The organism is Bacillus sp. CBEL-1 (assembly GCF_004348885.1).
Classification (GTDB): domain Bacteria; phylum Bacillota; class Bacilli; order Bacillales; family Bacillaceae_H; genus Priestia; species Priestia aryabhattai_A.
The window spans coordinates 19,924-45,130 of sequence record NZ_SBIM01000006.1 but is presented as its reverse complement, the minus strand read 5'-3'; the positions used below and the strand labels follow the sequence as shown (position 1 = coordinate 45,130).

Sequence of the window (25,207 nt, the reverse complement as noted above, 5' to 3'; positions counted from 1 at the left end):
AGATGCTTTTTGTTCATTATGTCAATCATTCAAAGAATCTTGTTTTGTTTTTTTAACTTTATAGAGAACAACGAGCAAAATAAACCAAAGAGGCGTGACAAATAGTGCAACACGCGTATCTGAAGCGAGAGTTAATACCACTAAAATAAATGCTAAAAATATTAAAACTAAATAGTTAGTATAGGGGTAAAGTGGCATTTTGAACGGATTTTCTTTTGCTAAATCAGGACGTTCTTTTTTGTATTTCATATGACAAATAACGATAATCCCCCATATATAAATGAATGATACGGTTGAAATACTCGTGATTAAAGTAAATACACCTTCTGGCATGGTGTAATTTAAAACAACTCCAATTAAAATGATCACAGCTGAGAAAAAGAGTCCGTTTGCAGGAACTTGTCGCGCATTGATTTTTGCTAGAGAACTTGGTGCATCTTGGTCTTTAGCCAGGGAATAAACCATGCGGCTTGTACTGAATACAGCACTATTTCCTGCCGAAGCAGCTGATGTTAAGACGACAAAATTAACAATCGTAGCAGCGGAAATGATGCCAATTGCAGCGAACACTTGCACAAATGGGCTCTGAGAGGGGTCTACATCATTCCAAGGGTAGATGCTCATGATGACGAAAAGGGAACCGATGTAGAAAAGTAAAATTCGAATAGGGATATTGTTAATAGCAAGTGGAATATTGCGCTCAGGATTTTCTGTTTCTCCTGCCGTTAATCCTACAAGCTCGATTCCTACAAAAGCAAATACAACCATTTGGAATGAGAGAATAAAACCGTTCATGCCATTTGGAAACATGCCTCCGTGAATCCATAAGTTACTCACTCTAGCTGTTCCATTTGGTGTGGACGCACCTTTAATAATCATAAAAGTACCTATAATAATTAAAGCGAGTATGGCAATGATTTTAATTAATGCAAACCAAAATTCCATTTCACCAAATAGCTTGACCGTTGCTAGGTTCATGATGAGTAAAATCACAAGCGCAATGAGGCCTGGTATCCACTGCGATACGGATGGAAACCAATATTGAGTGTAAAGTCCAATAGCTGTTAAATCAGCCATAGCGATACAGATCCAGCAAAACCAATAGGTCCAACCTGTAATAAACCCAAGCATGTCTCCTAAATAATCACGAACAAAATCGACAAAAGAGTGATAATTAAGGTTGCTTAAGAGTAATTCACCTAGTGAGCGCATAATGAGAAAACCAATTAGTCCTGTAATCATATAGGCAAACAAAATAGAAGGTCCCGCTAAGTTAATGGACTTTCCTGATCCCAGAAATAGTCCCGTACCAATGGCACCTCCAATAGCAATTAATTGGACATGTCTATTTTTTAAACCTCTTGCTAATTCTTGCTCTTGCATAAGCATTCCTTCTTTCGTCGCTTTCTAGTTGGTATAACGTAACAAGTCAGTAACTGAATATGGGACACTATGTATCATGCTTTGAAAAAATAACACTATAGGATGTAGGGTTAGCATTTTAAAGATTTTTTATCATGGAGTATATCGGTAGACCATCTAAAAAATAAAAAAACAACCTTTTCACCGTGTTAGGCGTGAAAAGGTTGTTTTTTTAATTATTTATAATAATGCCATCGCTCATACGAATCACCCGATTTGCATAGGTAAGCATTTCTTCATCATGCGTAACGATGAGCGTGGTGATTTTTAGGGACTCTGTTAACTTTTGTAAAAGAACCATGATGTCTTTTGAACGCTTTGAATCAAGGCTTGCCGTTGGTTCATCAGCAAATAATACTTTTGGTTTGTGGATGATGGCTCGAGCAATTGCGACGCGCTGTTTTTCTCCTCCTGATAAAGAAGGAGGGTATGCGCTCTTTCGATGCTCCATTTCTACAAGTTTTAAGATATGCTGTACTTCTTGCTTCTTTTCTCGTTTTGACATTGATACTTCGGCTACGTCTAACATTAAAAGAAGCTGTTCTTCAACCGTCAAAAATGGCACAAGGTGAGCAAATTGAAACACAAACCCAAACTTGCTTGCACGCAGTTTCCGTATTTGTTCAGGTTTCATGGTTACCAAGTCATTTCCTTCAAATATAATGTGTCCGCTCGATGCAGACTGTAGTCCAGCTGCAATTGTGAGAAGCGTGCTTTTTCCAGAACCTGATGCACCAACAAGAGCCGTAATTTCACCTTCTTTTAATGAAAGCTTAATTCCTTTTAAAATATCTTCCGTTTGTTCGCCGCTTAGAAACGATTTTTTTACATCTTTTATTGTAAAAGTCGTCATTTTACATCTCTCCTTGCTGAATTGCTTTTAAAGGTTCAATCTTTTTAATTTGTATACCAGATAACGTCGAGCCGATAAAGCCAATAGTCAAAAACACACCAGCAAGCTGAAGAGTAGTTAGAACAGGTAAGCTAAACGGCATTCCTTCAGGTGCTATTAGGTTGAATAGCTGACTACATGTAATGGCTAATACAATAGAAGCAGCAGTGATAATCAGCATTTGCGTCCACATGATGGTAAACAGCCTGCTCGTTTTCATTCCAATTGCTTTTAGAATTCCGTACAGTCCAATTTTTTGAACGTTCATCATATAAAAGAAAATGGCAAACAGCATACCGCTAATAATAATTAAAAACCAAATGATCATATTCAATGACATTTGTTCAGCACTGTAGCTTGGGATGGTACTTAAAAATTCTTTGTTTGAAAAAGATTGAAGACCATTAAAAGATGGAGCTTCATCTATGTTTGGTAAGAAAATTAGCTGCATCTCTTTTGTGGCAAACATTCTTTGATAGTCTCTCTCATTAATGTAAGCAACGGGTGTATGATTATATTTGGCTTCATCGACAAAGCCTTTCACCATAAACGTCCCATCATATTGGTCGTGAGTAAGGGTGTCGCCAACTTTGATTCCTTCTTTTTTCAAAGAAGCGTCTAGTACAACTTCACCTTGATTTAGATTTGGAAATAGCTTTGAATCCGTTGATGTGACAAAGGAAACACTACGTTGTTTATCTCGTTCATCATTTACAAAACCCATTCCAATTGAAAAAGCTACAGCACCTTTATAATCTTTTAGAACACTCTCCTGAACAGAACGGTCAATTGACGAGAGGTTATACGTTTCTTCTGCTTCTTCCGTCATGTAGAACTGTCCGTCAGGCAAATTTTTAATGAGTGCTGCGTTATCCTGCGATAGACCATTTGCAAGGCCTGAAATAATAAAAGTTAAAAAGCTTACAAGAAAGATAATGGAACCTAGTATAAGAAATTTTGCTTTGTTTTTTTTGATTTCTTTCCATGCGATGTTCATCAAAATCTCCTCCAATTTGATTTCGTACTTTTAGTGTATAAGCCTTTTATGAATGGACGATGAACGGAAGGTTACAAATGAAAAAAGCCACATCCAGTGGGATGTAGCTTCAGGAGATGGGAAGTTCAATTTGAAATAACGTGCCTTTTCCTTCTTGACTGTCTACCGTAATTTCTCCGTTATGAAGCTTCACAATTGTTGAAACAATTGAAAGCCCAAGCCCAGTTCCTTCTACGGTTTGTGAACGAGCGGTATCAGCACGATAAAAGCGATCAAAGATACGCTTTTGCTGTGAAGTGCTTAAACCAATTCCTGTATCTTGGAACGAGACTATCAAATAATCACCAGCAACTTCCATTGAAACATTAATCGTTCCACCTGGTTTATTATATTTCATCGCATTTGTTAATAGGTTATCCCACACCGTGCTTAGCAGTGAAGGGTCTCCTACAATTGTAATGTCTGGAAGAGAGTAAGTAATCATCAATTCTCGTTCACGAATTGCCCATTGGTGCGTTTGAATTAAATCTTCAATTTGCTTTCCGATATGAAAGCGTTGAGGCTTCATAATATCTTCATTTCGATCAAGGGAAGCAAGAAGCAACAGCTGTTGGGTTAAAATCGATAATCGAGTAATTTCACTATTAATAACAGAGATATATTGCCTTTTTTCATCGTTTGTTAAGTTTTCTTGTTCCAAAAGGCCGGTATACCCTTTAATAGTGGACAGTGGAGATTGAATGTCATGAGAGATATTTGAAATAAATTCTTTTCGCATCTCATCAAGCTGTTCTAACTTTTGAGCCATTTGTAAAAAGCTTTTTGAGAGTTCACCAAGCTCATCGTTTCGCTTCATTTGAAGCTTAGGCTGGAAGTTTCCAGCCGCTAATACTTTTGTGGCTGCTGTTAGGCTCGAAATCGGTTTTACCAAATAGTTCGTACTAAATAAAACAAGAATAATACTAAGTAAAATAGTAAGTGCCAATAGCCATGCTAGCAATAGATGCATTTCATTGAACAAAAGCTTGATGTCTGGTCGTAAAAAGAGGGCATACGACTTACTGTCATGCGTAATTGGAACACCGATTGTATTGGTAAGTTCATTTGCAAAAAAGCCTGTTACAAACGTTTGCTTGGGGAACTGGCGCATTCCATGATAGATATCACCATTTAAAACCTTTGCTTTCACTTCATTTTTTAATGCTGTATCTCGGAATGCTGCTCCGAAAAAATGATCGCGTTCATCTGTATCAACAAGATAAATTTGATAGCCTACTTCAGCGATATTCTCAAGGTAATTCGTCAATTGAATATTTGGGTTTTCATTGATGAACTCAGCAATATCGAGAGCAATCTCTGTATTCTTAGCATCGTTTGATGGCTTTAGCTTTTGCTGGTAGTAAAGGTTTGAACCTAAAAAAGCTAATACACTGCTAAGCACCATAATGCTAGCGGTAACAACAACAAATTTACTATAAAGAGATGTCATGATTGTTTTGTCTCCAACGAATAGCCAACTCCACGGACCGTTTTGATATGAAAGTCGTCTGTCAAACCGGCAAAGCGCTCCCGCAGACGCTTAATGTGAACATCTACAGTTCTCGAGTCTCCTTCGTAATCAAGGCCCCATACATGTTCAATTAAATTTTCTCTGGAAAAAACGCGCATCGAATTAGTGGCGAGAAAAGCGAGTAGCTCAAATTCTCGCAGGGGTAAAAGCAGTGTTTTTGTTCGCACCTTGACTTCGTAGCTCTTCTTATTAATGCTTGTCTGTCCTAACTTAATAACGAAAGCATCTTCTTCCTTGTCATATCTTCGTAAGAGCGCTTGAATCCTAAACAGTAGCTCTTTTGGTTCAAACGGCTTTACGAGATAATCATCTGTTCCAGCTGAAAAACCTTGTTCTTTATCTTCAATCTGGCTCTTTGCAGTTAGCAAAATAACGGGAATATCGTATAAGCGACGAATTTCTCTCGTCAGGGTATAGCCATCTACAAAAGGCATCATTACATCAACGACTGCTAAATTAACGTTTTCCTTCTGTAACCTTTCTAGCGCTTCGCTTCCATGCTTCGCTTGTAACACATCATAACCAGCTTGTGATAGGTGAATAGTTACAAGCTTAAGAATATGTAAATCATCATCGACAAGTAGAATTTTTTTCATAGTAGTTCCTCGTTTTCTTTTGAAAAATCTTGTGTCTTAAACATATCGTTTGAGGAAGGAATTTTCAACTGCAGAAGAAGGGCTATAACTTAGAGCGTATGCCCCAAATGACAAGAAGTCCAATGTTAACTGGTAGGCTCAATGCTAAGAAAAGAGGAAAATATCGCTTTGGCTCGTTACCAAATTCTAAAGTAGCAATCAATTCAATAACGAGGTTACCGCATGTGATACACAACATAATGATTAGATAAGAAACGACGTACTCTTGAAAGAGGCGGGTGAACACAGGAGAAAGTAGAAGTAGAATCTTAAGCTACTGAAATGTTCCTCTATAAAATAGATTTAACCTTTTTAAGGACGACTCTGTCTGCATATGTTATTCTCCTTTACAAGAATCTTCTGTTTTGTGGTAACACTATGTAACAAGGGAACAAAAGATAAGATTTGAAAGGTTGAGATGAGAGATACGTAAGAATTATTCTCTCCAACAAAAAAGTGCACAGAATGTTAGGTGTTTTTGTAGATGTAAGGAAGGAAAACAAATTGAATGTATTAGTAGCCATGAATAAAGCAACTTCTTGTAAGATCCAGAACTATCGTAGAATGAAAGCAATAATACTAATTCATCAACGTTTGGCAGTGAAAGTTGAATTCCTGTCACTGAAAACTAAAGAACACCGTGTAAAAGTTTAGTTGGAATTACTTCTACACGGTTTTTTTTAATAAGAATTTATAAATCTCTGCGCCAAGCCTCAACAAAAGCAGCTGTAAGAAACGTGCACGCTCCCCATAGAATCCAAGCAGCTCCAAGTGTAATTTCATCGTAGGAAGAACCGTACAAAGTTGGCCCCCATGTGATAAAAATCCCGTCAAAAAAAGTGGCAACTGCTAGACCAAAGCTAACACCGGGCACAATTTGTGGAGCAGATAAGCCAACTAGTTTAACCATGAACCTAACAGATAGCCAAGAAATAAGAATTCCAGCTCCAAATGAGAAAATGCTAGCAGTTGGTCCGAAAAAACCAAAAGCAGAACCAAACTTAACACACATTGCACCGACAAACCAAAAAATAACACCTACAGCTGTTAGTAAAAATATTTGCTTTTGGGTTAATAGATACGGCTTATCGCTTGAAAAAGTAACGCTTTTAACAGGCTGACTCATGTACATAACCTCCAAGTATAATTATGTAGTGTTTGCTACATAATTAAAATGTAGCATATACTACATAAAAACACAAGAAGGAACTGATCGCATGAAAAAAGGAGAAAAAAGAAAAAATCAGATCGTTCAAGATATATCAATATATATTCTTGAAAATGGGGTGCAAACAGCTACTTTACGAAATTTAGCAGAAGCTGCAAGCACGAGTGATCGCATGCTCATGCACTATTTTAGGGATAAGGAAGAACTACTAACAGTAGCTTTAAATTCTATTACTGATGAGTTCATTACAATATTGGATAGTGCACGCACAGAGCAAAAAAATTTTGTTGATTTACTACCTTATCTACGCGAAATGATGAAACACCCGGGCATTAAACCCTACATTAAGCTATGCTTAGAGCTTGCTGCTATTGCAGCAAAAAAAGAAGAACCTTTTTACTCAGTTGGAAATCAAATGTGTGCTACATTTTTGGACTGTATTACACGAGAAATTAAGGTGGATAGTGAAGAGGAGCGAGACGAGCTATCTGCTCTTACGCTAGTGATGATTGAAGGGTTTGTTTTTTTAGATGCGCTTGATTACCATGAACAGATTGACAAATCAATTAAAGGTATTGGTCGACTCATAAAGGGTTAAAAATAAATAATTCGTTTAAGCTTCATCGTAAAGTCGGTGAAGTGACAATTATTAAAAGCTAAATAGTTGTATTCTGCAATCAAATTCATTACCATGACACATAGAAATTGATTAGAGAAGAAAGGTGGATGTATCATGAGCAACGAAGCAAAGAAACAAGAAATTCTAGATGCGTTTCATTTTCGTCACGCAACGAAAGAGTTTGATCCGACAAAGAAAGTGTCAGATGAAGACTTTCGTTTCATTATGGAAACAGGGCGTTTATCTCCAAGTTCATTAGGTTATGAGGCATGGAAGTTTTTAGTGATTGAGAACGAAGACCTAAAACGTCGCTTGAAAGAAGTTTCATGGGGCGCGCAAGGACAACTGCCAACAGCAAGTCATTTTGTTATCATTCTAGCGCGTACGGATGCACGCTATGACTCAGAATACGCAATGAATCATCAAAAAAAGGTTAAAGAGATGCCAGAAGATGTGTTAGAGTCGGTTTTACCACGATTCAGAGCGTTCCAAGAAGAAGACGCTCGTTTATTTGAAAGTGACCGTTCGCTGTTTGACTGGGCAAGTAAGCAAACGTATATCGCACTTGGAAACATGATGACAGCAGCAGCGCAAATTGGTGTTGATTCTTGTCCAATTGAAGGCTTTAATTATGAAAAAACGCATGAGCTTTTAAAAGAGCAAGGACTTCTTGAGAATGGCCAATACGATATCTCTGTTATGGTTGCATTTGGTTACCGTCTTGAAAATCCACAGCGTGAGAAAACAAGAAGAGAATTTGACGATGTAGTGCAGTGGGTAAAATAAGTCATAGTAAAAAGCAGCTTCTATTATAAGATGCTGCTTTTTTTGTTTGAATATATGTTAAAATATAGAAAAAAGGGTGATGGACTATTAAAAAAATAACAAATCTTCAAAGGCTATCTGTTATTTCTTCTGTCGTACTTGTCGTAGGAGCATCACTTGTGTTTTCAGAGTCCTACTTTAATAATAAAGAGCTGCGTACGCTAACGAACTCTTGTTTTGATAGTGGTGGAATGCCCAATGTTGAGCTAGGAACGCTCAATGCAGTATTGTCGTTTGAATGCAAATAATACATAGGAGTTTTGACAATGGATTTCTTAATTTGGCTATCTTTTTTAGGAGCAGCTCTATTGCTTACAATTATGCCAGGGCCAGACAATTTATTTGTGCTTGCTCAGAGTATTTCTAATGGGAAAAATGCGGGTATTGCGACGGCGTTTGGTTTATGTACAGGTCTAATTGTTCATATTTCAGCGACGATTTTAGGCGTAAGCGCACTTTTATATCAATCGTCTATTGCATTTTCTATCATTAAATATGCAGGTGCCGCTTATTTACTGTATTTAGCTTATAAAGCATTTACAGCAAAAAGTTCTCCTTTAGAGGTAGAGAAGACTCAACAAGTAAGCTATGGTGCACTCTACAAAAAAGGAATTATCATGAATATCTTGAACCCAAAGGTATCCCTGTTTTTTCTGGCATTTTTACCACAGTTTGTTACTGATAGCCATGGAAGTGCAGCATTTCAAATGCTCGTATATGGCATTACGTTTTTAGTTCAAGCGCTTTTTGTCTTTGTATTAATCAGTTTATTTGCTGGAAAAGTAGGAACAGTCTTACGTAAACGGCCAGCTGTTTCACGAAACGTTAACTGGATTGAAGGCTCGCTATTTGCACTGATTGGATTAAAGATTGCGCTGAGCGAAAAGTGAATGTACTACGCGCTATTTGATTTATTCTTTACTACCAAAAACACCAAGGTGAACATACACCTTGGTGTTTTTTATGATACATACATGTTTGTTTGAAATTCGTCTGAAAGCATGCGATAAGCGAGTACTTTCTTTTTAAATTTTTTCACTACATCCACATGATCGCTGTAGCTGTATATAAACAGTTCAAAGGTATGCTTGCCGTGTACACTGTGAATAATAACGGGAGTTTCATTTTGCTCAAGGTTGAGATAGTGAGTTCGATTCCCATCGTGTACGTAGTACTGATCTAGAAACGTCGCTTTGTTAAAGGCTTCAATAATTTGTGTTTTCTCTTCACCTTCAATTGTGCTGCCATTTCTCTTCACAACAGCTGAATCTATCGATAAGGTAGGGTGTAGCTTAAATTTACCGTGAAGCCACTCTACGACTGGGGTAGGAAGGCATGTAATTAAAAGTTTAAGAGCGCTGACAACAACAATAACAATAACTGTCCAGAACATCTTATGTCATCTCCAATAATTAAAAGTAAGAATGCATCCTTTATTTTACCACGGAATAAATGCACAAATTTAGTCTATTATGTGAAGGTTTTTATCAGAAAATATTTTTAATTTATTTCGAGAGGCTAATTATTTTACAAAACGAGAAAATGAGAGTAAGGTAGTAAAAGTTGCATTAATAAAAGTAGATAACTTTAAGTAAGCACTTATATAAAAATAACCATAAGAGGAGAGATTTAACATGCAAACAACAAATGACTTCAATAAAATTTTAAAAGAGCGACGTTCAATTAAACGCTACGATCCAACTGTAAAAATCAGTCGCGAGGAAATGGAAGAAATCCTAACTGTGGCAACAACTGCACCATCTTCAGTTAACATGCAGCCATGGCGCTTTTTAGTAATTGAAAGCGATGAAGCAAAAGCACAGCTTGCAGAGCTTGCGAAGTTTAACAGTACTCAAGTTGAAACATCTGCAGCTGTTATTGCGGTATTTGGAGATATTCAAAACGTTGAATACTTCGATGAAATTTATGACAAGGCAGTAGAAGTAGGCTATATGCCAAAAGACGTAAAAGACAATATTAAACAAGCATTTTCTTCATACTTTGAAACAATTTCAACTGAAGATATGAAAGATGTTGTCTTAATTGACGGTGGGCTTGTATCTATGCAAATCATGCTAGCAGCACGTGCCTACGGATATGATACAAACCCAATTGGTGGATATGAAAAAGAGAAGGTAACAGAAGTGTTCGGAATGGATAAAGAACGACATGTACCAGTGATGCTTATTTCAATCGGTAAAGCAGCTGATGAAGGTCATCCATCAGTTCGTTTACCAATCAATCGCGTAGCAGAGTGGAAATAATAGTGGAAAAGCCTGAGATAGTTCTCAGGCTTTTTTTAGTATAAAACGTCCTTATGCTTCTAACAGTTTTGTTAGCGCTTTAGTTTGTGTTTCCAAGTACTCAGCATCTTCATCAATTGAGACAAATTTAGCAATTGCTTTTTCAATTTGTTCTCTACTTAATTTAATTGCTTTTTCAGAAGCGTTCGTCTCGTTTAAAATGGTGTGTACAACCGATGTTATTTCTTCTACTTTATTGTGAACCTCTTTTGCTGATTCGTTTGCTCGGGTAGCTAAATGGCGCACTTCTTTTGCAACTACATCGAATCCTTTTCCATGTTCACCAGCATGAGCTGCTTGAATGGCTGCGTTTAATGCTAGTAAGTTCGTTTGGCTCGCGATATCTTGAATCGTTTTGACCATACCACGAATAGAGTCTGTTTGGGTTTGAAGCTCAGACAGTATATCCATATTTTTTTTCACATCTTCGACAATATGCTGAATGCAAGCAGACATGTGCTGAACTGTAGTAATTCCTTCTTCCGCTTTTTTCTTTAAGCTTTCAGACATGAAGTCTAGATCATTAACAAGATGAGATGTAGTTTGTTCACGCTTTGTGATATTTGTAGCAACTTTAATAACAGCTTCTACCTCATTCCGTTCAGTTAAGACTGGAGTATAAGTTGCTTCTAGCCATAAAAGCTCTCCTTGCTTTGTGATTCGTTGAATCTTTTCTTGAAACGCTTTACCTAATCGTAGGTTGTGCCAAAGCTGGGCATATTCCATACTGTTATAAAATGAAGGTGTGCAAAAAGAACGGTGGTTCATTCCAATCATTTCATCGCACCCGTATCCAAGTGTTTGAGCAAAAAGCTGGTTAACCCAAAGGACATTGCCGTTTAAATCGAATTCAATCATCGCTAAAGACTTTTCTAGCGCAGCGAGGACTGAATCTTGTTTCAGCACCTGTGTGCTAGTATTTATATTTATCATTACATGCGCTCCTTTTAGACAAACTCTCTTTACTATTTCGACTATTTTTACTCAAAATCAAGCTATTTGAAATAAAATTATTTTAAATCAGGAGAATGAGGTTTGAAAGAATAAGAAAGTAGGTATTAATGTATGGGGCAAATAAAAAGGAGTATTAACATGACGGATCATTTTTATGACGAGTTGTTAAATATACAAACAATTGGAAATCAACAAGGCTTTTACGATTCACTGCATTATCATCGCTATGAGCCTACACCATACAAAGGTCTTGACCAGTTATTTGCGAAGGTATCGCTAAGCTCTTCGGATCGAGTTGTCGACTTTGGGTGTGGAAAAGGGCGATTAAATTTTTATCTACATTATCGTTATCAAGCATCTGTAGTGGGTGTTGAGATGAATGAAGAATTTTATAAAGAAGCGCTTCTCAATAAGCAAAGTTACTTGAAGAAATATCACCACCGCCGAGCTGAGCTGTCTTTTCAATGCTGCTTAGCAGAAGAATATGAGATTGATATTCGAGATACTGTCTTTTACTTTTTTAACCCGTTTTCCATTCAGATTTTTATGAAAGTCGTTGGGAATATCTTAGATTCAGTGGGAAACAGCTATCGGCCCGTAACTATTATTCTTTACTATAGCTCAGAGGATTACACGGATTTTTTAACTCGGCGCACGCCATTCCAGCTGAAAGAAGAAATTGAAATTCAAGGTTTATCACTACGAAATTCACTCGAAAGATTTTTAGTGTACGAACTCAAATATTAAAGGGTGCACAGGCAAGGTGTAAACGAATATGCTTAAAAAACAGACATTCTTGTAGAGATATGTTACTATATACTATGGCAATACACCAATCCCCCTTATTACCTAGAGAACGTAATGCTAAAAAGCATGCCCACGAAAAAGCAAGTATAAACTTCTTCACCATACAACCAGTTCTATAAATTCCAAGTCAACAAACCTTCCTGTATATGTAAAGCGCAGGTAGGTCTTGGTTGCTTAGTGTTACATGAGGAATATTAGCTAAGTAAAAATGATGTAGCTTAAGTACGTCTTAACGCAATCTTTAAGGGTTAGTTATTATTGCTTCATAAAAAAATATTGTTTTCTATTTGGTTTTGCATATTGTTTGTGTTCTCCAATTGAAGTAAAGCCCTCTGCGAATTTATCAAAGATGGGAGTTTTTAATTTCAAATGAAAAAAGTTTCAACAGTTTTTTATGTTTCGATTGCCATCATGGCATTATTAGTTATTTTTGGTGTGAGTGCACCTAAAACGCTTGAAAGCGTAACGGGAGCCATTCAAGGTTTTATTACTGATTCATTTGGTTGGTATTATTTAATTGTGGTGTCTTTGTTTGTATTGGTTTGTTTGTATTTATTAGTAAGTCCGATTGGTCGAATTAAACTCGGGAAACAGGAGGACAAGCCTGAGTTTTCACGCCCAACCTGGCTTGCCATGCTTTTTAGTGCAGGAATGGGAATCGGTCTTGTGTTCTGGGGTACAGCTGAACCTATTAGTCATTATGCGATCAGCTCTCCAACAGGAGGAGTAGGGACAGACGCAGGTCTGCAAGACGCAATGCGCTTTACGTTCTTCCACTGGGGAATTCATGCGTGGGCTATTTATGGTATTGTTGCGATGTGTCTAGCATACTTTACGTTTCGAAAAGGAGAGCGTGGATTAATCAGCGCAACATTGAAGCCAATTTTAGGGAAATATGCAGATGGCGTACTTGGTAAAATTATTGACGTTATTGCAGTTATTGCCACTGTCATTGGTGTAGCGACAACGCTTGGGTTTGGTGCGGTTCAAATTAACGGTGGTTTATCTTATTTGTTTGATGTACCATCAAATATTGTCACGCAATTCATTATTATTCTTGTGGTGACAGTGTTATTTATTATCTCAGCTTTAACGGGATTAGGAAAAGGTATTAAGATTTTAAGTAATACGAATATGATTTTAGCATTTGCTTTATTTGCATTAATGTTTATATTAGGTCCAACGCTATTTACGCTAAATATCTTTACGGATACACTTGGGAAGTATTTGCAAACATTAGTGAACATGAGCTTCCGTATTGCACCATTAAATGAAGAAGGCCGTCAGTGGATTAACGGCTGGACGATTTTCTATTGGGCTTGGTGGATTGCATGGTCACCGTTTGTTGGAATCTTTATTGCACGCGTATCAAAAGGTCGTACAATTCGTGAGTTCGTTATCTTTGTGTTAATGGTACCTTCTCTAATTGGTTTCCTGTGGTTCTCTGTATTTGGAGGATCTGCGTTAACGTTAGAACGTAATGGTATTGCACAAATTTCAAAGCTGGCAACAGAAGAATCTCTGTTTGGTGTTTTTGCAAACTATCCGCTAGCAACCCTTATGTCAATTTTAGCGATTATTCTTGTTGCTACATTCTTTATTACATCAGCAGACTCAGGTACGTTTGTGCTTGGAATGATGACAACAAATGGTTCACAAAACCCAGCAAACAGCGTTAAGCTTGTTTGGGGAATTACGCTTACAGTTATTGCGCTAGTGCTTTTATACTCTGGCGGACTTCAAGCGTTACAAAATACCATGATTATAGCAGCGCTACCGTTCTCTGCCGTAATGGCTTTAATGACGGCTAGTCTATTAAAGGATTTAAACAAAGAGGCAAAAGCGCTTGGCATTGGTCAAATTAAAAAGAAAAAAACATCATAACTAGTAAAAAAGCATAGTGAATGATCATCACTATGCTTTTTTTATTGTCAGGTTGATAGGTTAATTGAAAAAAAGGTTACAATTCAGCAATTGACATGCAAATGAAATTTTTCTTACGGAGATTTCTGTTAAAATAATAGGAAGAAATCATTGAAAATGTTGAATTTCTATACATAGATGGAGGAATAGATGAATGACAATTGAAAGGCATTTAATTCAGAAGGAGTACTATGAAACCTTGCTTTCAGAAGAAAATTTATCTAATCCAATTATGGCGTTAGGTGAAGCGCTTTTGGAAGAGCAAAAGCAAGAGTTTTATGAACTATCATTTATTCGTTTTTCCCAAGGGGAAGTCTATTTTCATAACAAAGACTTTGAGGCAGCTATTTATAAGTGGGAAAATGTAAGTGGAGAACTTGAGTTATGGGCAAAGAAAAATATTGGGGATGCTTACTATGAGCTTGGACTCTTATCGATTGCTGAAGAGGTGTACACCGCTATCGATTCGGAATCTAGCACGCTCACAGCAGAAGTTGGGTTAAAGCTATTCTCGTTATATAAAGAGCAGCAAAATTCGGATCGATCTTATGAAATAATAAAAAAACTTGTATCAACTCAGCCTAGTTATCCGAACGTTACCGCGTTAGCACGAGAATTTTACGAAGAGCAGAGCGACTGGACAAGCGCCGTAGAGCTGGCTGTGGACGAAGCAATTCGTACTGAATCGTTAAAATGGTTTGATACATTAAAGAAATATGTCGATAAAGGTTATACAAAATCATTCGCACCCGATTATTTTTATCAGGCCCTTATTACCTTCTATAAAGTCGATCAGCTACATTTTAAGCAGCTGGTTTGTGGCTTGTGGAAGAGCTACGTTGGTCAAGACTCATACCTAGCTTGGGTCAAAACTATTAATAACATTTTCTTAAATGTAGAAGTAGGTTTATATGAATACTGGCAAGAGATTTCTCGCCTGTATGAAGAGACGTATAGAGAGCTGATTAATGGCCAATACGCAATGCGTGATCTTCATGACGTTGTGCCACATTTGCTTGCTAACTGGTTAAAAGTTACGAGTCAAGCACGCTCTTTATTTCCTTCGGCTGCTATCTTGGCATGGAATGAGCAGTTTACATCATCAATTGCTTCACCTGCTTTACAAGAAGCAGAGCGTCTCGTTTTTGAATCATCAAGTGATATAGATGGCTTAACGTACTTCCTTGAACTCGGTGAAAATATTACGAAGTGGGGAAGACGTCATGGACTTGAAGTGGGTTATAAGTTTAATTGGCTAGCCAGTTCATTTGCAGATTTAAAAACGAAATACGTTATGGTGGCGGGTGCGGTGCAAAGTGATAAAGCCTCAATTGTTAATGCTATATTAAACGAGCATGTAGCAGGCGGGAATAATGTACCAATCTTAGTCTCCCATGATGAAGAATTTAAAGTGAATCAGCGTTCGTCAACAGAAATCAATACGAGTACAGAGTGGCATTCTTTTAGTAAGTTGAAGGAAGTAAGCGAAGCTGATACGTGCTTAGAAGTTCGAGTGCCAAATCGCTTTTTACAAGATCAGCACTACAGTATCATTGATATTCCAGGCTTTAAAGGGCAAATGGATGAAGCTCAGTATATGTTTGAGTATCTTCCTATTGCAGACGGGTTACTATTTGTGCTGGATGCAAATCAGCCTTTTACAGAAAAAGAGCGAGATATGTTGTTAGTCGTGAAAAAGCAAGCACCAGAGCTTCCTATTCACTTCGTATTAAACAAAATAAATGCACTGGAAGATGAGCGCGAAATGGAGCGTTTTGTTGAAGAAACGTCTGCTTTTATTCACGCTGACTTTCCAGAAGCAAGCATTCTACCGTATGCTTCGGTATACGAGCTAGATGAGCGAGGTAGCATAGCTCGATTTATGAAAGAAAATTTCCGATTCACTAGCCGCCAAGATAACCAGGAGCGTCGCATTAGCAATTTATTAACGTTTATTCGCAAAACGCTTTCTGATTTATTAAAACAGCGTGCGGAGCAGGAGAGTGGATACGTGCAAGCTATTCACTGGAATGAAGATATGCTTGTTCGCGTTAACGGTTTTATTAATACGCTAGAAGATAAAGAAAGCGAAGCTGTTCACGAGCTGGTAAACGTGTATCAGGGGATTAAAGATCAAATGAAGCAAGCGTTAACGAATAACCTTCCTAAGTTGCTGCGTGAGTGTTCTAGTATGCTAAGCGAAGAGAGTGATTTCCGTCGAATACACCTGGAACTAAACAAGAAGATGAACGAGAAAATTCAAGAGTATATTGAAAAGGAACTTTTACCAGAGTTTAGAGCGTCACTGCATGAGTGGATGAAGCAGTGCAATGATCATTTTCAAGACATGCAATCTTACATTGAAGATATGGGGAATAGCTTCAATGAAATGTATGAAAAAGAACGCTTTATGCTCCAGTGTGATTTTAAAGTATTGGATGATTGGAAACGTGATATCAATCGAATGACAACGCGCATGCAGTTAGAAGAAGAAAACATCTTCTTACGCGTGAATCCAGCGCAATTTCTCTTGAAAAGTGCAGGAAAGATTTTTGGCTCGTTCTCGCAAAATAAAACGATGCTTTATAATCAGTACAAAAAGTATATTGAAAATGAAGAGTATGAAGATGTTACGGCATCTGTACTAAATAAGTTTTTCCTACAATTTGATTTATTTGAGAAGTCTCTGGAAGTGGATATTCATCTCTTCTTTGAGCCACCTATCCAAGAGCTGCACGGAGCAGTTGAAGAATCTCATGAAACAATTGATTGCAGTAAGGATGCACTTAATGAGATGAAGGAAAGTCTGACGGTGTATAGTGACCCACTTTCTGTATTCCAATTACGTCTTCGTCAATATGAGATCATGCTCCAGGCGAAAGAAAACGTAACCTATGAAGAAATTAAGTCTACTAATGTTAATCATTCTGAGTCATATTCATAACAAAAAGGCAGGGAAACCTGCCTTTTTATTATGCAGGTCATAATATTGTAAGAAAGTAAAAAAGTAGAGGAGGTAAGGATGTTTAGCATAATAGTTATCCACAGTAGAAAAATAATGAAAGTGCATACAAAATGAGGATATTAACAGAGTTATACACATTATCAACAATAATTCTGAAAATTCCTATAAAATATTCACATTGTTATACCAGGTCATAGCGGTTGTTAAATGGAGTTATTAACGACTTATGCACATTATCCACATATATGTTAGTAAGTTATGTGTATATCTTTTACTGTGCATAATGAGAGTTTATATGTGGAATGTCTTCTTACTGACATAGCAATTTATTATTGTTAAAAAATAACCGCACATAAAAAGAAGGCACCTGTATAAGCTGCCTTCTCTTGCTAAGAGGTTAATGCCTAGATTGCTTTTTAGTATAGCCACCAGCTTGGTCTGCTAACTTAAATTCATGAGAATACGTTACTTCTTGTGCGCTTCGTAGTGTACTTTTCGTTTTTTCATGACGCTTTTTATCAGCCATTAAAATCCCTCCAAGTAGTTCATTTCTGTACTAAGTTTCACCAACTTTGGTACTTTTTAAACCAATAGTCAAACATAAAAAAAGAGCTATCCATGGAGATGGATTTGCTCTCTACGCTTCTTTTAACTGGTGATCTTCATGAACTTCTTGCTCGTGGCGCATATAGTAAAGTGTATATAAATCCTTTGGGATTTCATATAAGTCATATACTTCTTCATTTCGGTTGATCTCATCGTATAAGCTTTTTCTTGTTTCATTAGCAAGGACTGCATAAGGTAGCTTTTCAGCTGCTTTCAGCGAGCGGATATTTACTTTTCGAATTCGCATAAATACGCGCTCAATCTCTAGTTCAAAAAAGAGTTCGTTAAAGAATGCTTCTTTAGCAAGCTGATTATATCCCTTACCATGATATGGTTTGCCTAACCAAGTACCTAAAAAGCCAGCTTGGTCTTCCACGTCAAATAGGTTAATAGTGCCGATTGGGTTACCCCATTCGTCCAAAATTGTACGTGAGATTACTTCCCCGTGCTCTTCTGCTTCCATTGTTTGCTTCGTCACGAACAAAAACTCTTCTTGAGAATACGCTTTATGACGAACAAAAGGGAAGACATCTGGATGCGTCATTAGGTCATAAAGAGATTGACAGTCTTGTAGGTCACGTTTTCTTAACATAACTTTTCCCTCCTGAATGAGGGCATACAAAGGACCTTCAAGTCCCCACCCTCGAAATTTTTTAGTAGTAAAAAAAATTTCGGGGTGGGAATCGAACCCACTAGAACCAGTTACCTGGTGGCGCACCATTTGCCTTCCCATTACAAGTCAACGATTTCAAATGTTAACAAGTGATGTGTATAAATTTGTTTTCTTCATATGTTTCTGTACGTATCATACTAAAAAAACTTGAAAAAGAAAATAGTTATTTTGTTAATTTTTTTTAAATAATATCTTTCCATTAATCATTGTTACCAACGGCTTAGCTAGGTAGTGAAAAGGGTGATAATTCCACAGTACTAAATCAGCGTCTTTATTACGTTCAATGCTGCCCACGCGGTGATCAACGCGCAGGTTTCTGGCTGCTGCAATGGTAATACCTTCAAGTGCTTTTTGTTCATCTAACCCTTCTCTTACGGCAATGGAAGCACAGATGTTTAAATATTGGATAGGCGTGTAGGGGTGGTCAGTTGTAATGGACACTTCGACGCCTTGATTCCAGAGTGCTTGATAAGTTTCCCAGCTTTTATTTTTGAGCTCAATCTTTGAGCGTCTTGTTAACGTAGGTCCAACGCAAACCTTTAGGTTTCTAGCAGCTAGTTCATGAGCAATCAAATGACCTTCCGTGCAGTGCTCAATACGGATATCTAAATTAAATTCATCTGCAAAACGTAAAGCAGATAAAATATCGTCTGCACGATGAGCATGAATTCGAACAGGAATTTCACGTCGTAAAGCCTGCACAAGAGGCTTAATTCGTAAACTATCGGTATTGTCACAGTGTTTTGCTTCATAGAATGCTTCGCGAAGCATTCCCATAATACCCATGCGAGTGATTGATTCTTTATTACCATGACTGTGAATGCGCTTAGGGTTTTCACCAAGCGCGATTTTCAGGCCAGCAGTTTCTTGGATGAGCATGTTTGAAATGTTGGTACCAGTAGTTTTAATTACAGAAGTTGTGCCGCCAATTACGTTTGCGCTTCCTGGCATAATATGAGCGGTTGTAATGCCGTACTGAACCGCATCTTTAAATGCAGAATCAAGCGGGTGTACGCTATCCAGTGCTCGAATATGTGGAGTGAGAGGTTCGATGGTTTCATTTGCATCATTACCAGCCCAACCCGTGCCTTCGTCATAAAGTCCAAGGTGTGTATGAACATCAATAAATCCTGGAAATAAGTATTGGTTTTTACAATCAACGACTTCCACTTGCAGAGGAGGCTGTAAGTTCGGCCCAACATCTTTGATTTTTCCATTAGCAACAAGTACGTCGCAGTTAGGTATTGCCTGTGATGTAATTGGATAAACTGTAGCATTTTTAAATAATGTCGCTTTCATAGCAAACTCCTTATCTGATACATTCATACACCGTTATAATAAATCTTGTAATGCATCTTCTAATTTAGTATATGTAAAATGGTAGTTGTGTTGAATCATTTTTTCAGGAATTACGCGCTGCCCTTCTAAAATAATCATACTCATCTCGCCAAGCATGAGTTTCAAGCCAAAACTAGGGGCAGGAAGCCAGTGAGGACGGTGTAAAACTGCGCCAACAGTTTGGCCAAACTCTTTCATTTGGACAGGAGTAGGGGCTGTGACGTTAACAGGTCCTTGAACCCCTTGATTCACTATTGCAAACTGAATTATTTCGACAACGTCTTTAATGTGGACCCATGAAAGCCACTGATTTCCTGAGCCAACTGTTCCTCCAGCAAAAAAGCGATAAGGCAAGGCAATCATTGACAATGCACCGCCGTCTTTTCCTAAAATAACACCAAAGCGCGTAAATACAGTGCGAATTCCTAAATCTTCAGCTCTTGATGCCTCTGCTTCCCATACTTTAACCGTCTCAGCTAAAAAGTCATGCCCAACGGATGGAGACGTTTCTGTGAAAGTATCTTGCTCGGCTGTTCCGTAATAACCTACAGCGCTTGCGTTAATATAAGCAGAAGGTTTTATCTCTAAGCTCTCCATAATTCGAATGATTTCACGAGTAGAAGAAATTCGACTTTGGACAATCGCTTGTTTTCGTTCTTCTGTCCATCTACCGCTATTTAACGAAACACCTGCTAGATTAATAAAGGCATCAGCTTTCTGAATAACGTTTTCAGGGCTAGCATTTTCTTTTAGCCATTCTACATAATGAAGGTTAGGATCGTGAGAGGGTTTATTGGCGTTCCGAGTTAACACGTACACCTCATGCTGTTTTTTTAATAAATCTTGTACGAGTGCTTTTCCCACAAAACCGGTACCGCCAGCAATCACAACTTTCATTTTCATTCCTCCTTTTTGATAAATACCATCTAATACTAGTTCTATTGTTTACCAAAATAATGGTTTCAATCATTGTTCTTATATTAGTACTTGTAGTTATAAAACCCTTTCTTTTGTAGAGAAAAACATTTCTTTTTATAAAACCATATAAAGAAAACTTTATAAAACATTCAAAGAAATGTTTAGTAGTTGATTTTATTTTTTGAAAATTTTAAAATAAGTATTGTCTATATAAAATGAATACGTTATAATGACGCTATCGAAAGCGCTTTCGTAAAAGAGGAGAAAACAATGGTTACAATTTATGATGTTGCAAAGAAAACAGGTTTTTCAAGTACAACCGTATCAAAAGCTTTAAATAACTATTCAGACGTTAGTGAAAAAACGAAGCAAGAAATTTTACGCGCTGCAGCTGAGATGGGCTATTTACCTAATTCCAATGCTCAATCGCTTTCTACAAAAAAATCTCATATGATTGGCGTTGTGTTTGCTGAAGAAAACGGCGTTGGTATGAAGCATCCGTTCTTTAACGCTGTGATTGAAAGTTTTAGAAAGCATGCAGAGCGTGAAGGATACGACCTTATCTTTGCTTCACGAAATTTACGTAATCGTGATGTTAGTTATTTGGAACATTTTATGTACCGAGGCGTAGATGGGATTATTGTATTTTGTTCACGAGCTGATGATTCTCAAATTCAAGATTTAATTAATAGCAAGCTTCCTATTGTTGTTATTGATATGATGGAAGCACCATGCAGTACGGTGTATTCCGATAATGTGGAAGGAGGAAAGCTAGCCGTTCGACATTTACATTCGCTCGGTCATAAAAGAATTGCTCATATTGCAGGAAGCTTTATAAATGCTGTTGGAGAAGCAAGGGCAGAAGGATACAAGAAGGCAATGCAAGAAATGGGCTTATCAATTCGAGACGGTTATTTAGTAGACGGTGGTTTCTTTTCAATTGAAGAAGGAAAGCTAGCAATGAATAAGCTTTTAGATTTAGAGGTTCAGCCAACAGCAGTATTTACAGCTGGTGATCATATGGCAATTGGAGCAATCGAAGCCATAAAAGAGCGAGGGCTTGGAGTACCAGAGGATATCTCAATTATTGGGTTTGATGATATTGATATGGCGCAGTATATTACCCCGAAATTGACAACGATTAGGCAAGATACGGATTTAATGGGAGAGCAAGCTGCACAAATCTTAATTGAACAAATTACTCAAAAGAAAAAGGTAATTTCATCTAACATCATTCCAGTTGAGCTTGTCTGTCGAGAAAGCTGTCTAGCATTAAAAGAAAAAAATAATAGCTAATATTATTTTTTACAGTAAATCGAAAGCGGTTTCGATTTACTTATTTTTAACTTATTTCCGAAACCGCTTTCGCGAAGGCTTTATGTGATAGAGAAGGAGGAGAAAGAGATGAAAAAGCAGGGGATTTTTTTCATGGTCATGGTGTTACTTTGCGGCGTGCTGGGTGCTTGTTCGGGCGGTAATAAGGCATCGGGCGATAAAGACGTCGATTTACGAATTTGGTCATTCACTGATGAATTGAAAAAGCCAATCAAAACATTTGAAGAAAAGAATGGTGTGAAAGTAGAACTAACAATTGTACCAATCGCAGATTATCCAACAAAGCTAAAGCCTGTACTCGAAAGTGGAGTAGGAGCACCTGATGTATTTACAGGAGAAATCGCGTTTTTAAAACAATGGGTGGACGCTGGGTATTGGGAAAACTTATCCCAGGATCCTTACAACGTAGATAAGATGGAAGACAAATATGTACCTTACACGTTTGATTTAGGAAAAGACAAAGAGGGTAATGTACGCGCTGTTTCTTGGCAAACAACACCTGGAGGGATTTACTATAAGCGTAGTATTGCAAAAGAAGTGCTTGGCACGGATGATCCAAATCAGGTAGGAAGCATGTTAAATTCAATGGAAAACTTGTTTAAAGTAGCAGAGAAAATGAAAGAAAAAGGGTATCGTATGTTCCCAGATGAAGGTGCGCTGCGCTGGTTTGCTCAAGGGACAAATCCTCAGCCATGGGTGAATAAAGACAACGAATTAAAGCTTACAAAAGAGCGCATCGAATATATGGATTATGCAAAGGAGTTACGTGCAAAGAACTATACGGCATTAGCACCTGAATGGTCACCATCTTGGCTGGAATCAATGGATAAGAAGGTAAAAGTAAAAGAAAACGGCCAGCAAATTGAAACGGAAGTATTCTCATATGTACTGCCAACTTGGGGACTGCACAGCGTATTAAAGTCTAACGTAAAAGATTCAGCTGGAGATTGGGCCGTTACTAATGGACCAACGCCTTATTTTTGGGGGGGCACTTGGCTTGGAGTGTACAGTAAATCTGAAAACAAAGAGCTAGCATATAAGTTTGTCAAAATGATGACGCAAGAAGATAAGTTTCTAACGGACTGGGCAAAGGAAACAGGAGATGTATTATCTTACCTTCCAGTAACGGATCAAATTAAAAGCGATTTCAGCGACGAATTTTTAGGTGGACAAAACAACTATGAATTTTTCTTGAAACAATCAGAAGAGATTGATGCAGGGATTGTAACAAAATATGACCAGCAAATTGATACTCTTTTTGGTAACGCTGTCAGAGAATATGTAGAAGGTAAAAAATCGAAGAATGAAGCTATTAAAGAATTTTATGAAAAAGTAAAAAACGCATACCCAGATATTACTGTGCCAAAGAGCTAATTAAATAGGGGTGACACTTGGCGCTTGGTGTCGCCCCCTTTAAAAATTGAGAAAGAAGGTAGAGGGATGAACAAAGTAAATCGATATGGATATCTTTTTATAGCCCCCTTTTGGATTGTTTTTTTAATCTTCAGCATCTACCCCGTAGGACTGACGTTTTATTATAGCTTTACAAACTACACCGGCAGCGGAACTCCTGATGTTGTTGGATTAACCAACTATACACGCTTATTTACGGATCAATACTTTGTGGAAGCTTTTTTTAATACATGGAAAATTTGGGGAGTAAACTTTGTTTTACAAATTGGAATCGCGCTACTGCTAGCAGCAATATTCTCCGATATGCGCGTCAAAATGAAAGGGTTGGCATTCTTTCGTTCCATTTTTTACTTGCCAAATTTAATCACAATCAGTTCCGTTGCGCTTTTATTTGGTATTTTACTAGATTGGCAGCATGGGTCATTAAATATGGTATTAATGAGTTTGGGAATTATCTCTGAGCCCATTAACTGGCTTAATAACCCGACAACGGCTCAGCTTTCGGTGTCTCTTATTTTAACGTGGATGTGGTTTGGGCATTCATTTATCGTCGTGATGGCAGGGGTGTCTGGTATTTCACGAGATTACTATGAAGCCGCTCTAATTGATGGAGCTAACCGCTGGCAAACGTTTACGAAAATCACGCTACCATTATTAAAGCCAATTTTACTATATATCATGATTACGTCTCTTATTGGTGGCCTACAGCTATTTGATTTACCAATGTTACTAACGGATGGAGTTGGTTCTCCAGATGGTGCTCTAAATACGATGGTGCTCTATTTATATAATCAAGCTTTTAAATACAATAACTACGGCTATGCATCAGCAGTTGCCTACGGATTATTTATCATTACCGTTATTTTCTCTATTTTTGTCTTCAAAGGAATGTACGGTAGCCAAAATAAAAAGGAAAAGCAGGTGTAATCAATGATAGAACGACCTGTGGTGAATAAAAGTAAGCAAAGTCAATCGTTAGAGACTAAGGTTTCAGTTAAAGCCCCCGGATCTGGAAAAGCAAAAGCAATCAAGCTGTTTATTTACGCAGCGCTTATCCTTTTAGCGGTCATTTGTTTTATTCCATTCTTTATGATGATGATTAATGCTACGCGATCAAATGAAGAAATCTTGACTGGATTTCAACTTCTTCCAGGCTCTTCATTAATGGAAAACTATGAAACGATGCTGCAATATATCAACATATGGACAGGATTTAAAAATAGCTTAATTATTTCAGTCCTTGTCACTGTGCTATCAGGATACTTCTCAGCTTTAACTGCTTATGGATTTGCTTTTTACACGTTTAAAGGGAAAAATTTCTTGTTTGTCTTCATGCTTGTCATGATGATGGTACCTGGACAGCTTGGTTTAATTGGCTTTTATGAGCTAAGTAAAAATCTTGGAATTCTAGATACGTTTATTCCACTCATTGTCCCGGCCATTGCAAGCCCGTTTGTAGTGTTCTTTTTAAAACAATACATTCAAACGACGCTTCATCCGAGCTTAATTGAAGCATCACGAATTGATGGAGCGAGCGAGCTAACCATTTTTCATCGAGTAGCCATGCCGATCATGATGCCAGCAATTGCGACGATGTCTATCTTTACGTTCATTGGATCATGGAACAACTATATTACACCATTGGTTGTGTTATTCTCTCCAGAAAAGTTTACTTTACCAGTGCTCATGGGCTTTTTGAAAGGTTCTCAAGTTGCTCAGAACCTAGGTTCACTTTATTTAGGTATTGCGATATCTGTTGTACCAATTATGGTCGCATTTTTATTTCTATCAAAATACATTGTTAACAGCATTTCAGCAGGGTCTATTAAAGAATAGGGGGATTA

At 37.6% G+C, this 25,207-nt stretch carries 24 protein-coding genes; 12 read left to right on the top strand and 12 right to left on the bottom strand.

What is annotated here, in order from left to right; all coding sequences use genetic code 11:
• Positions 1-21: 21 nt before the first annotated feature.
• From EPL02_RS04915 to EPL02_RS04890, 6 genes are all read right to left on the bottom strand, one after another.
• The gene (locus EPL02_RS04915) at positions 22-1,383 is read right to left on the bottom strand and encodes an amino acid permease (protein WP_131887162.1); all 1,362 of its coding nucleotides are present in this window, start codon (positions 1,381-1,383) and stop codon (positions 22-24) included.
• Positions 1,384-1,594: 211 nt separating this feature from the next.
• Positions 1,595-2,275, bottom strand: coding sequence for an ABC transporter ATP-binding protein (locus EPL02_RS04910; RefSeq protein WP_131887161.1), 681 nt, complete (start codon positions 2,273-2,275; stop codon positions 1,595-1,597).
• Between the two features lies 1 nt (position 2,276).
• The gene (locus EPL02_RS04905; protein ID WP_094911437.1) at positions 2,277-3,311 is read right to left on the bottom strand and encodes an ABC transporter permease; all 1,035 of its coding nucleotides are present in this window, start codon (positions 3,309-3,311) and stop codon (positions 2,277-2,279) included.
• Positions 3,312-3,420: 109 nt separating this feature from the next.
• On the bottom strand, positions 3,421-4,800 hold the full coding sequence (locus EPL02_RS04900) for a sensor histidine kinase (RefSeq protein WP_131887160.1): 1,380 nt from the start codon (positions 4,798-4,800) through the stop codon (positions 3,421-3,423).
• The gene (locus tag EPL02_RS04895; RefSeq protein ID WP_094911439.1) at positions 4,797-5,477 is read right to left on the bottom strand and encodes a response regulator transcription factor; all 681 of its coding nucleotides are present in this window, start codon (positions 5,475-5,477) and stop codon (positions 4,797-4,799) included. The genes EPL02_RS04900 and EPL02_RS04895 overlap by 4 nt, the downstream gene beginning before the upstream one ends.
• A 730-nt stretch (positions 5,478-6,207) precedes the next feature.
• Entirely contained in the window at positions 6,208-6,642 is a 435-nt protein-coding gene (locus EPL02_RS04890; protein ID WP_131887159.1) for a hypothetical protein, read from the bottom strand.
• 91 nt (positions 6,643-6,733) lie between these two features.
• Here EPL02_RS04890 and EPL02_RS04885 point away from each other — a divergent pair, with 91 nt between their 5' ends.
• The 4 genes from EPL02_RS04885 (at position 6,734) to EPL02_RS04875 (ending at position 9,018) form a co-directional block, all read left to right on the top strand.
• Positions 6,734-7,282: a TetR/AcrR family transcriptional regulator gene (locus EPL02_RS04885; protein WP_094911442.1), complete on the top strand. Its 549-nt coding sequence runs from the start codon at positions 6,734-6,736 to the stop codon at positions 7,280-7,282.
• Positions 7,283-7,417: 135 nt separating this feature from the next.
• The gene (locus EPL02_RS04880; protein ID WP_131887158.1) at positions 7,418-8,089 is read left to right on the top strand and encodes an NAD(P)H-dependent oxidoreductase; all 672 of its coding nucleotides are present in this window, start codon (positions 7,418-7,420) and stop codon (positions 8,087-8,089) included.
• A gap of 158 nt (positions 8,090-8,247) precedes the next feature.
• A complete protein-coding gene (locus EPL02_RS21115) occupies positions 8,248-8,376 on the top strand; it encodes a hypothetical protein (protein ID WP_256993340.1) in 129 nt (42 codons plus the stop codon).
• A gap of 18 nt (positions 8,377-8,394) precedes the next feature.
• A complete protein-coding gene (locus tag EPL02_RS04875; protein WP_094911444.1) occupies positions 8,395-9,018 on the top strand; it encodes a LysE family translocator in 624 nt (207 codons plus the stop codon).
• A 71-nt stretch (positions 9,019-9,089) separates the two neighbouring features.
• Here EPL02_RS04875 and EPL02_RS04870 read toward each other — a convergent pair whose 3' ends face one another.
• A complete protein-coding gene (locus EPL02_RS04870) occupies positions 9,090-9,521 on the bottom strand; it encodes a YfmQ family protein (RefSeq protein WP_131887157.1) in 432 nt (143 codons plus the stop codon).
• Positions 9,522-9,762: 241 nt separating this feature from the next.
• Between EPL02_RS04870 and EPL02_RS04865 the strand changes: the two genes are divergently transcribed.
• A complete protein-coding gene (locus EPL02_RS04865) occupies positions 9,763-10,392 on the top strand; it encodes a nitroreductase family protein (protein ID WP_131887156.1) in 630 nt (209 codons plus the stop codon).
• A 51-nt stretch (positions 10,393-10,443) separates the two neighbouring features.
• Here the strand turns inward: EPL02_RS04865 and EPL02_RS04860 are convergent, their stop codons facing one another.
• Positions 10,444-11,364 (bottom strand): methyl-accepting chemotaxis protein, encoded by a 921-nt coding sequence (locus EPL02_RS04860; protein ID WP_131887155.1) that lies wholly within the window; start codon positions 11,362-11,364, stop codon positions 10,444-10,446.
• Positions 11,365-11,523: 159 nt separating this feature from the next.
• Between EPL02_RS04860 and EPL02_RS04855 the strand changes: the two genes are divergently transcribed.
• The 3 genes from EPL02_RS04855 to EPL02_RS04845 all read left to right on the top strand — a co-directional run bounded on the left by EPL02_RS04855 (position 11,524) and on the right by EPL02_RS04845 (position 17,059).
• Complete coding sequence (locus tag EPL02_RS04855; RefSeq protein WP_094911447.1) at positions 11,524-12,132, top strand: SAM-dependent methyltransferase; 609 nt, start codon at positions 11,524-11,526, stop codon at positions 12,130-12,132.
• A gap of 429 nt (positions 12,133-12,561) precedes the next feature.
• On the top strand, positions 12,562-14,076 hold the full coding sequence (locus tag EPL02_RS04850; protein WP_094911448.1) for a glycine betaine uptake BCCT transporter: 1,515 nt from the start codon (positions 12,562-12,564) through the stop codon (positions 14,074-14,076).
• 193 nt (positions 14,077-14,269) lie between these two features.
• Positions 14,270-17,059 (top strand): GTPase domain-containing protein, encoded by a 2,790-nt coding sequence (locus EPL02_RS04845; RefSeq protein ID WP_131887154.1) that lies wholly within the window; start codon positions 14,270-14,272, stop codon positions 17,057-17,059.
• 418 nt (positions 17,060-17,477) lie between these two features.
• Here EPL02_RS04845 and EPL02_RS04840 read toward each other — a convergent pair whose 3' ends face one another.
• The 4 genes from EPL02_RS04840 to EPL02_RS04825 all read right to left on the bottom strand — a co-directional run bounded on the left by EPL02_RS04840 (position 17,478) and on the right by EPL02_RS04825 (position 20,594).
• On the bottom strand, positions 17,478-17,606 hold the full coding sequence (locus EPL02_RS04840; protein ID WP_076512909.1) for a YfhE family protein: 129 nt from the start codon (positions 17,604-17,606) through the stop codon (positions 17,478-17,480).
• Between the two features lie 111 nt (positions 17,607-17,717).
• On the bottom strand, positions 17,718-18,278 hold the full coding sequence (locus EPL02_RS04835) for a GNAT family N-acetyltransferase (RefSeq protein ID WP_094911450.1): 561 nt from the start codon (positions 18,276-18,278) through the stop codon (positions 17,718-17,720).
• A gap of 252 nt (positions 18,279-18,530) precedes the next feature.
• A complete protein-coding gene (locus EPL02_RS04830) occupies positions 18,531-19,658 on the bottom strand; it encodes an amidohydrolase (protein ID WP_094911451.1) in 1,128 nt (375 codons plus the stop codon).
• A gap of 33 nt (positions 19,659-19,691) precedes the next feature.
• Positions 19,692-20,594 (bottom strand): TIGR01777 family oxidoreductase, encoded by a 903-nt coding sequence (locus tag EPL02_RS04825; protein WP_131887153.1) that lies wholly within the window; start codon positions 20,592-20,594, stop codon positions 19,692-19,694.
• A 291-nt stretch (positions 20,595-20,885) separates the two neighbouring features.
• Here EPL02_RS04825 and EPL02_RS04820 point away from each other — a divergent pair, with 291 nt between their 5' ends.
• The 4 genes from EPL02_RS04820 (at position 20,886) to EPL02_RS04805 (ending at position 25,199) form a co-directional block, all read left to right on the top strand.
• Positions 20,886-21,911, top strand: a complete 1,026-nt coding sequence (locus EPL02_RS04820; RefSeq protein WP_131887152.1) for a LacI family DNA-binding transcriptional regulator — start codon at positions 20,886-20,888, stop codon at positions 21,909-21,911.
• Between the two features lie 108 nt (positions 21,912-22,019).
• Positions 22,020-23,324: an ABC transporter substrate-binding protein gene (locus tag EPL02_RS04815; protein ID WP_131887151.1), complete on the top strand. Its 1,305-nt coding sequence runs from the start codon at positions 22,020-22,022 to the stop codon at positions 23,322-23,324.
• A 66-nt stretch (positions 23,325-23,390) separates the two neighbouring features.
• Positions 23,391-24,290: a carbohydrate ABC transporter permease gene (locus EPL02_RS04810; RefSeq protein ID WP_094911455.1), complete on the top strand. Its 900-nt coding sequence runs from the start codon at positions 23,391-23,393 to the stop codon at positions 24,288-24,290.
• A gap of 3 nt (positions 24,291-24,293) precedes the next feature.
• Positions 24,294-25,199: a carbohydrate ABC transporter permease gene (locus EPL02_RS04805; protein WP_131887150.1), complete on the top strand. Its 906-nt coding sequence runs from the start codon at positions 24,294-24,296 to the stop codon at positions 25,197-25,199.
• Positions 25,200-25,207: the final 8 nt, after the last annotated feature.

Bases quoted from the DNA above. Each gene is read 5' to 3' on its own strand.
- EPL02_RS04915 (WP_131887162.1), bottom strand. From the start codon at position 1,383: ATGCAAGAGCAAGAATTAGCAAGAGGTTTAAAAAATAGACATGTCCAA.
- EPL02_RS04835 (WP_094911450.1), bottom strand. From the start codon at position 18,278: ATGTTAAGAAAACGTGACCTACAAGACTGTCAATCTCTTTATGACCTA.
- EPL02_RS04840 (WP_076512909.1), bottom strand. From the start codon at position 17,606: ATGGCTGATAAAAAGCGTCATGAAAAAACGAAAAGTACACTACGAAGC.
- EPL02_RS04880 (WP_131887158.1), top strand. From the start codon at position 7,418: ATGAGCAACGAAGCAAAGAAACAAGAAATTCTAGATGCGTTTCATTTT.
- EPL02_RS04805 (WP_131887150.1), top strand. From the start codon at position 24,294: ATGATAGAACGACCTGTGGTGAATAAAAGTAAGCAAAGTCAATCGTTA.
- EPL02_RS04830 (WP_094911451.1), bottom strand. From the start codon at position 19,658: ATGAAAGCGACATTATTTAAAAATGCTACAGTTTATCCAATTACATCA.
- EPL02_RS04865 (WP_131887156.1), top strand. From the start codon at position 9,763: ATGCAAACAACAAATGACTTCAATAAAATTTTAAAAGAGCGACGTTCA.
- EPL02_RS04845 (WP_131887154.1), top strand. From the start codon at position 14,270: ATGACAATTGAAAGGCATTTAATTCAGAAGGAGTACTATGAAACCTTG.
- EPL02_RS04820 (WP_131887152.1), top strand. From the start codon at position 20,886: ATGGTTACAATTTATGATGTTGCAAAGAAAACAGGTTTTTCAAGTACA.
- EPL02_RS04815 (WP_131887151.1), top strand. From the start codon at position 22,020: ATGAAAAAGCAGGGGATTTTTTTCATGGTCATGGTGTTACTTTGCGGC.
- EPL02_RS04870 (WP_131887157.1), bottom strand. From the start codon at position 9,521: ATGTTCTGGACAGTTATTGTTATTGTTGTTGTCAGCGCTCTTAAACTT.
- EPL02_RS04895 (WP_094911439.1), bottom strand. From the start codon at position 5,477: ATGAAAAAAATTCTACTTGTCGATGATGATTTACATATTCTTAAGCTT.
- EPL02_RS04910 (WP_131887161.1), bottom strand. From the start codon at position 2,275: ATGACGACTTTTACAATAAAAGATGTAAAAAAATCGTTTCTAAGCGGC.
- EPL02_RS04860 (WP_131887155.1), bottom strand. From the start codon at position 11,364: ATGATAAATATAAATACTAGCACACAGGTGCTGAAACAAGATTCAGTC.
- EPL02_RS04810 (WP_094911455.1), top strand. From the start codon at position 23,391: ATGAACAAAGTAAATCGATATGGATATCTTTTTATAGCCCCCTTTTGG.
- EPL02_RS04850 (WP_094911448.1), top strand. From the start codon at position 12,562: ATGAAAAAAGTTTCAACAGTTTTTTATGTTTCGATTGCCATCATGGCA.
- EPL02_RS04900 (WP_131887160.1), bottom strand. From the start codon at position 4,800: ATGACATCTCTTTATAGTAAATTTGTTGTTGTTACCGCTAGCATTATG.
- EPL02_RS04890 (WP_131887159.1), bottom strand. From the start codon at position 6,642: ATGAGTCAGCCTGTTAAAAGCGTTACTTTTTCAAGCGATAAGCCGTAT.
- EPL02_RS04885 (WP_094911442.1), top strand. From the start codon at position 6,734: ATGAAAAAAGGAGAAAAAAGAAAAAATCAGATCGTTCAAGATATATCA.
- EPL02_RS04855 (WP_094911447.1), top strand. From the start codon at position 11,524: ATGACGGATCATTTTTATGACGAGTTGTTAAATATACAAACAATTGGA.
- EPL02_RS04875 (WP_094911444.1), top strand. From the start codon at position 8,395: ATGGATTTCTTAATTTGGCTATCTTTTTTAGGAGCAGCTCTATTGCTT.
- EPL02_RS04905 (WP_094911437.1), bottom strand. From the start codon at position 3,311: ATGAACATCGCATGGAAAGAAATCAAAAAAAACAAAGCAAAATTTCTT.
- EPL02_RS04825 (WP_131887153.1), bottom strand. From the start codon at position 20,594: ATGAAAGTTGTGATTGCTGGCGGTACCGGTTTTGTGGGAAAAGCACTC.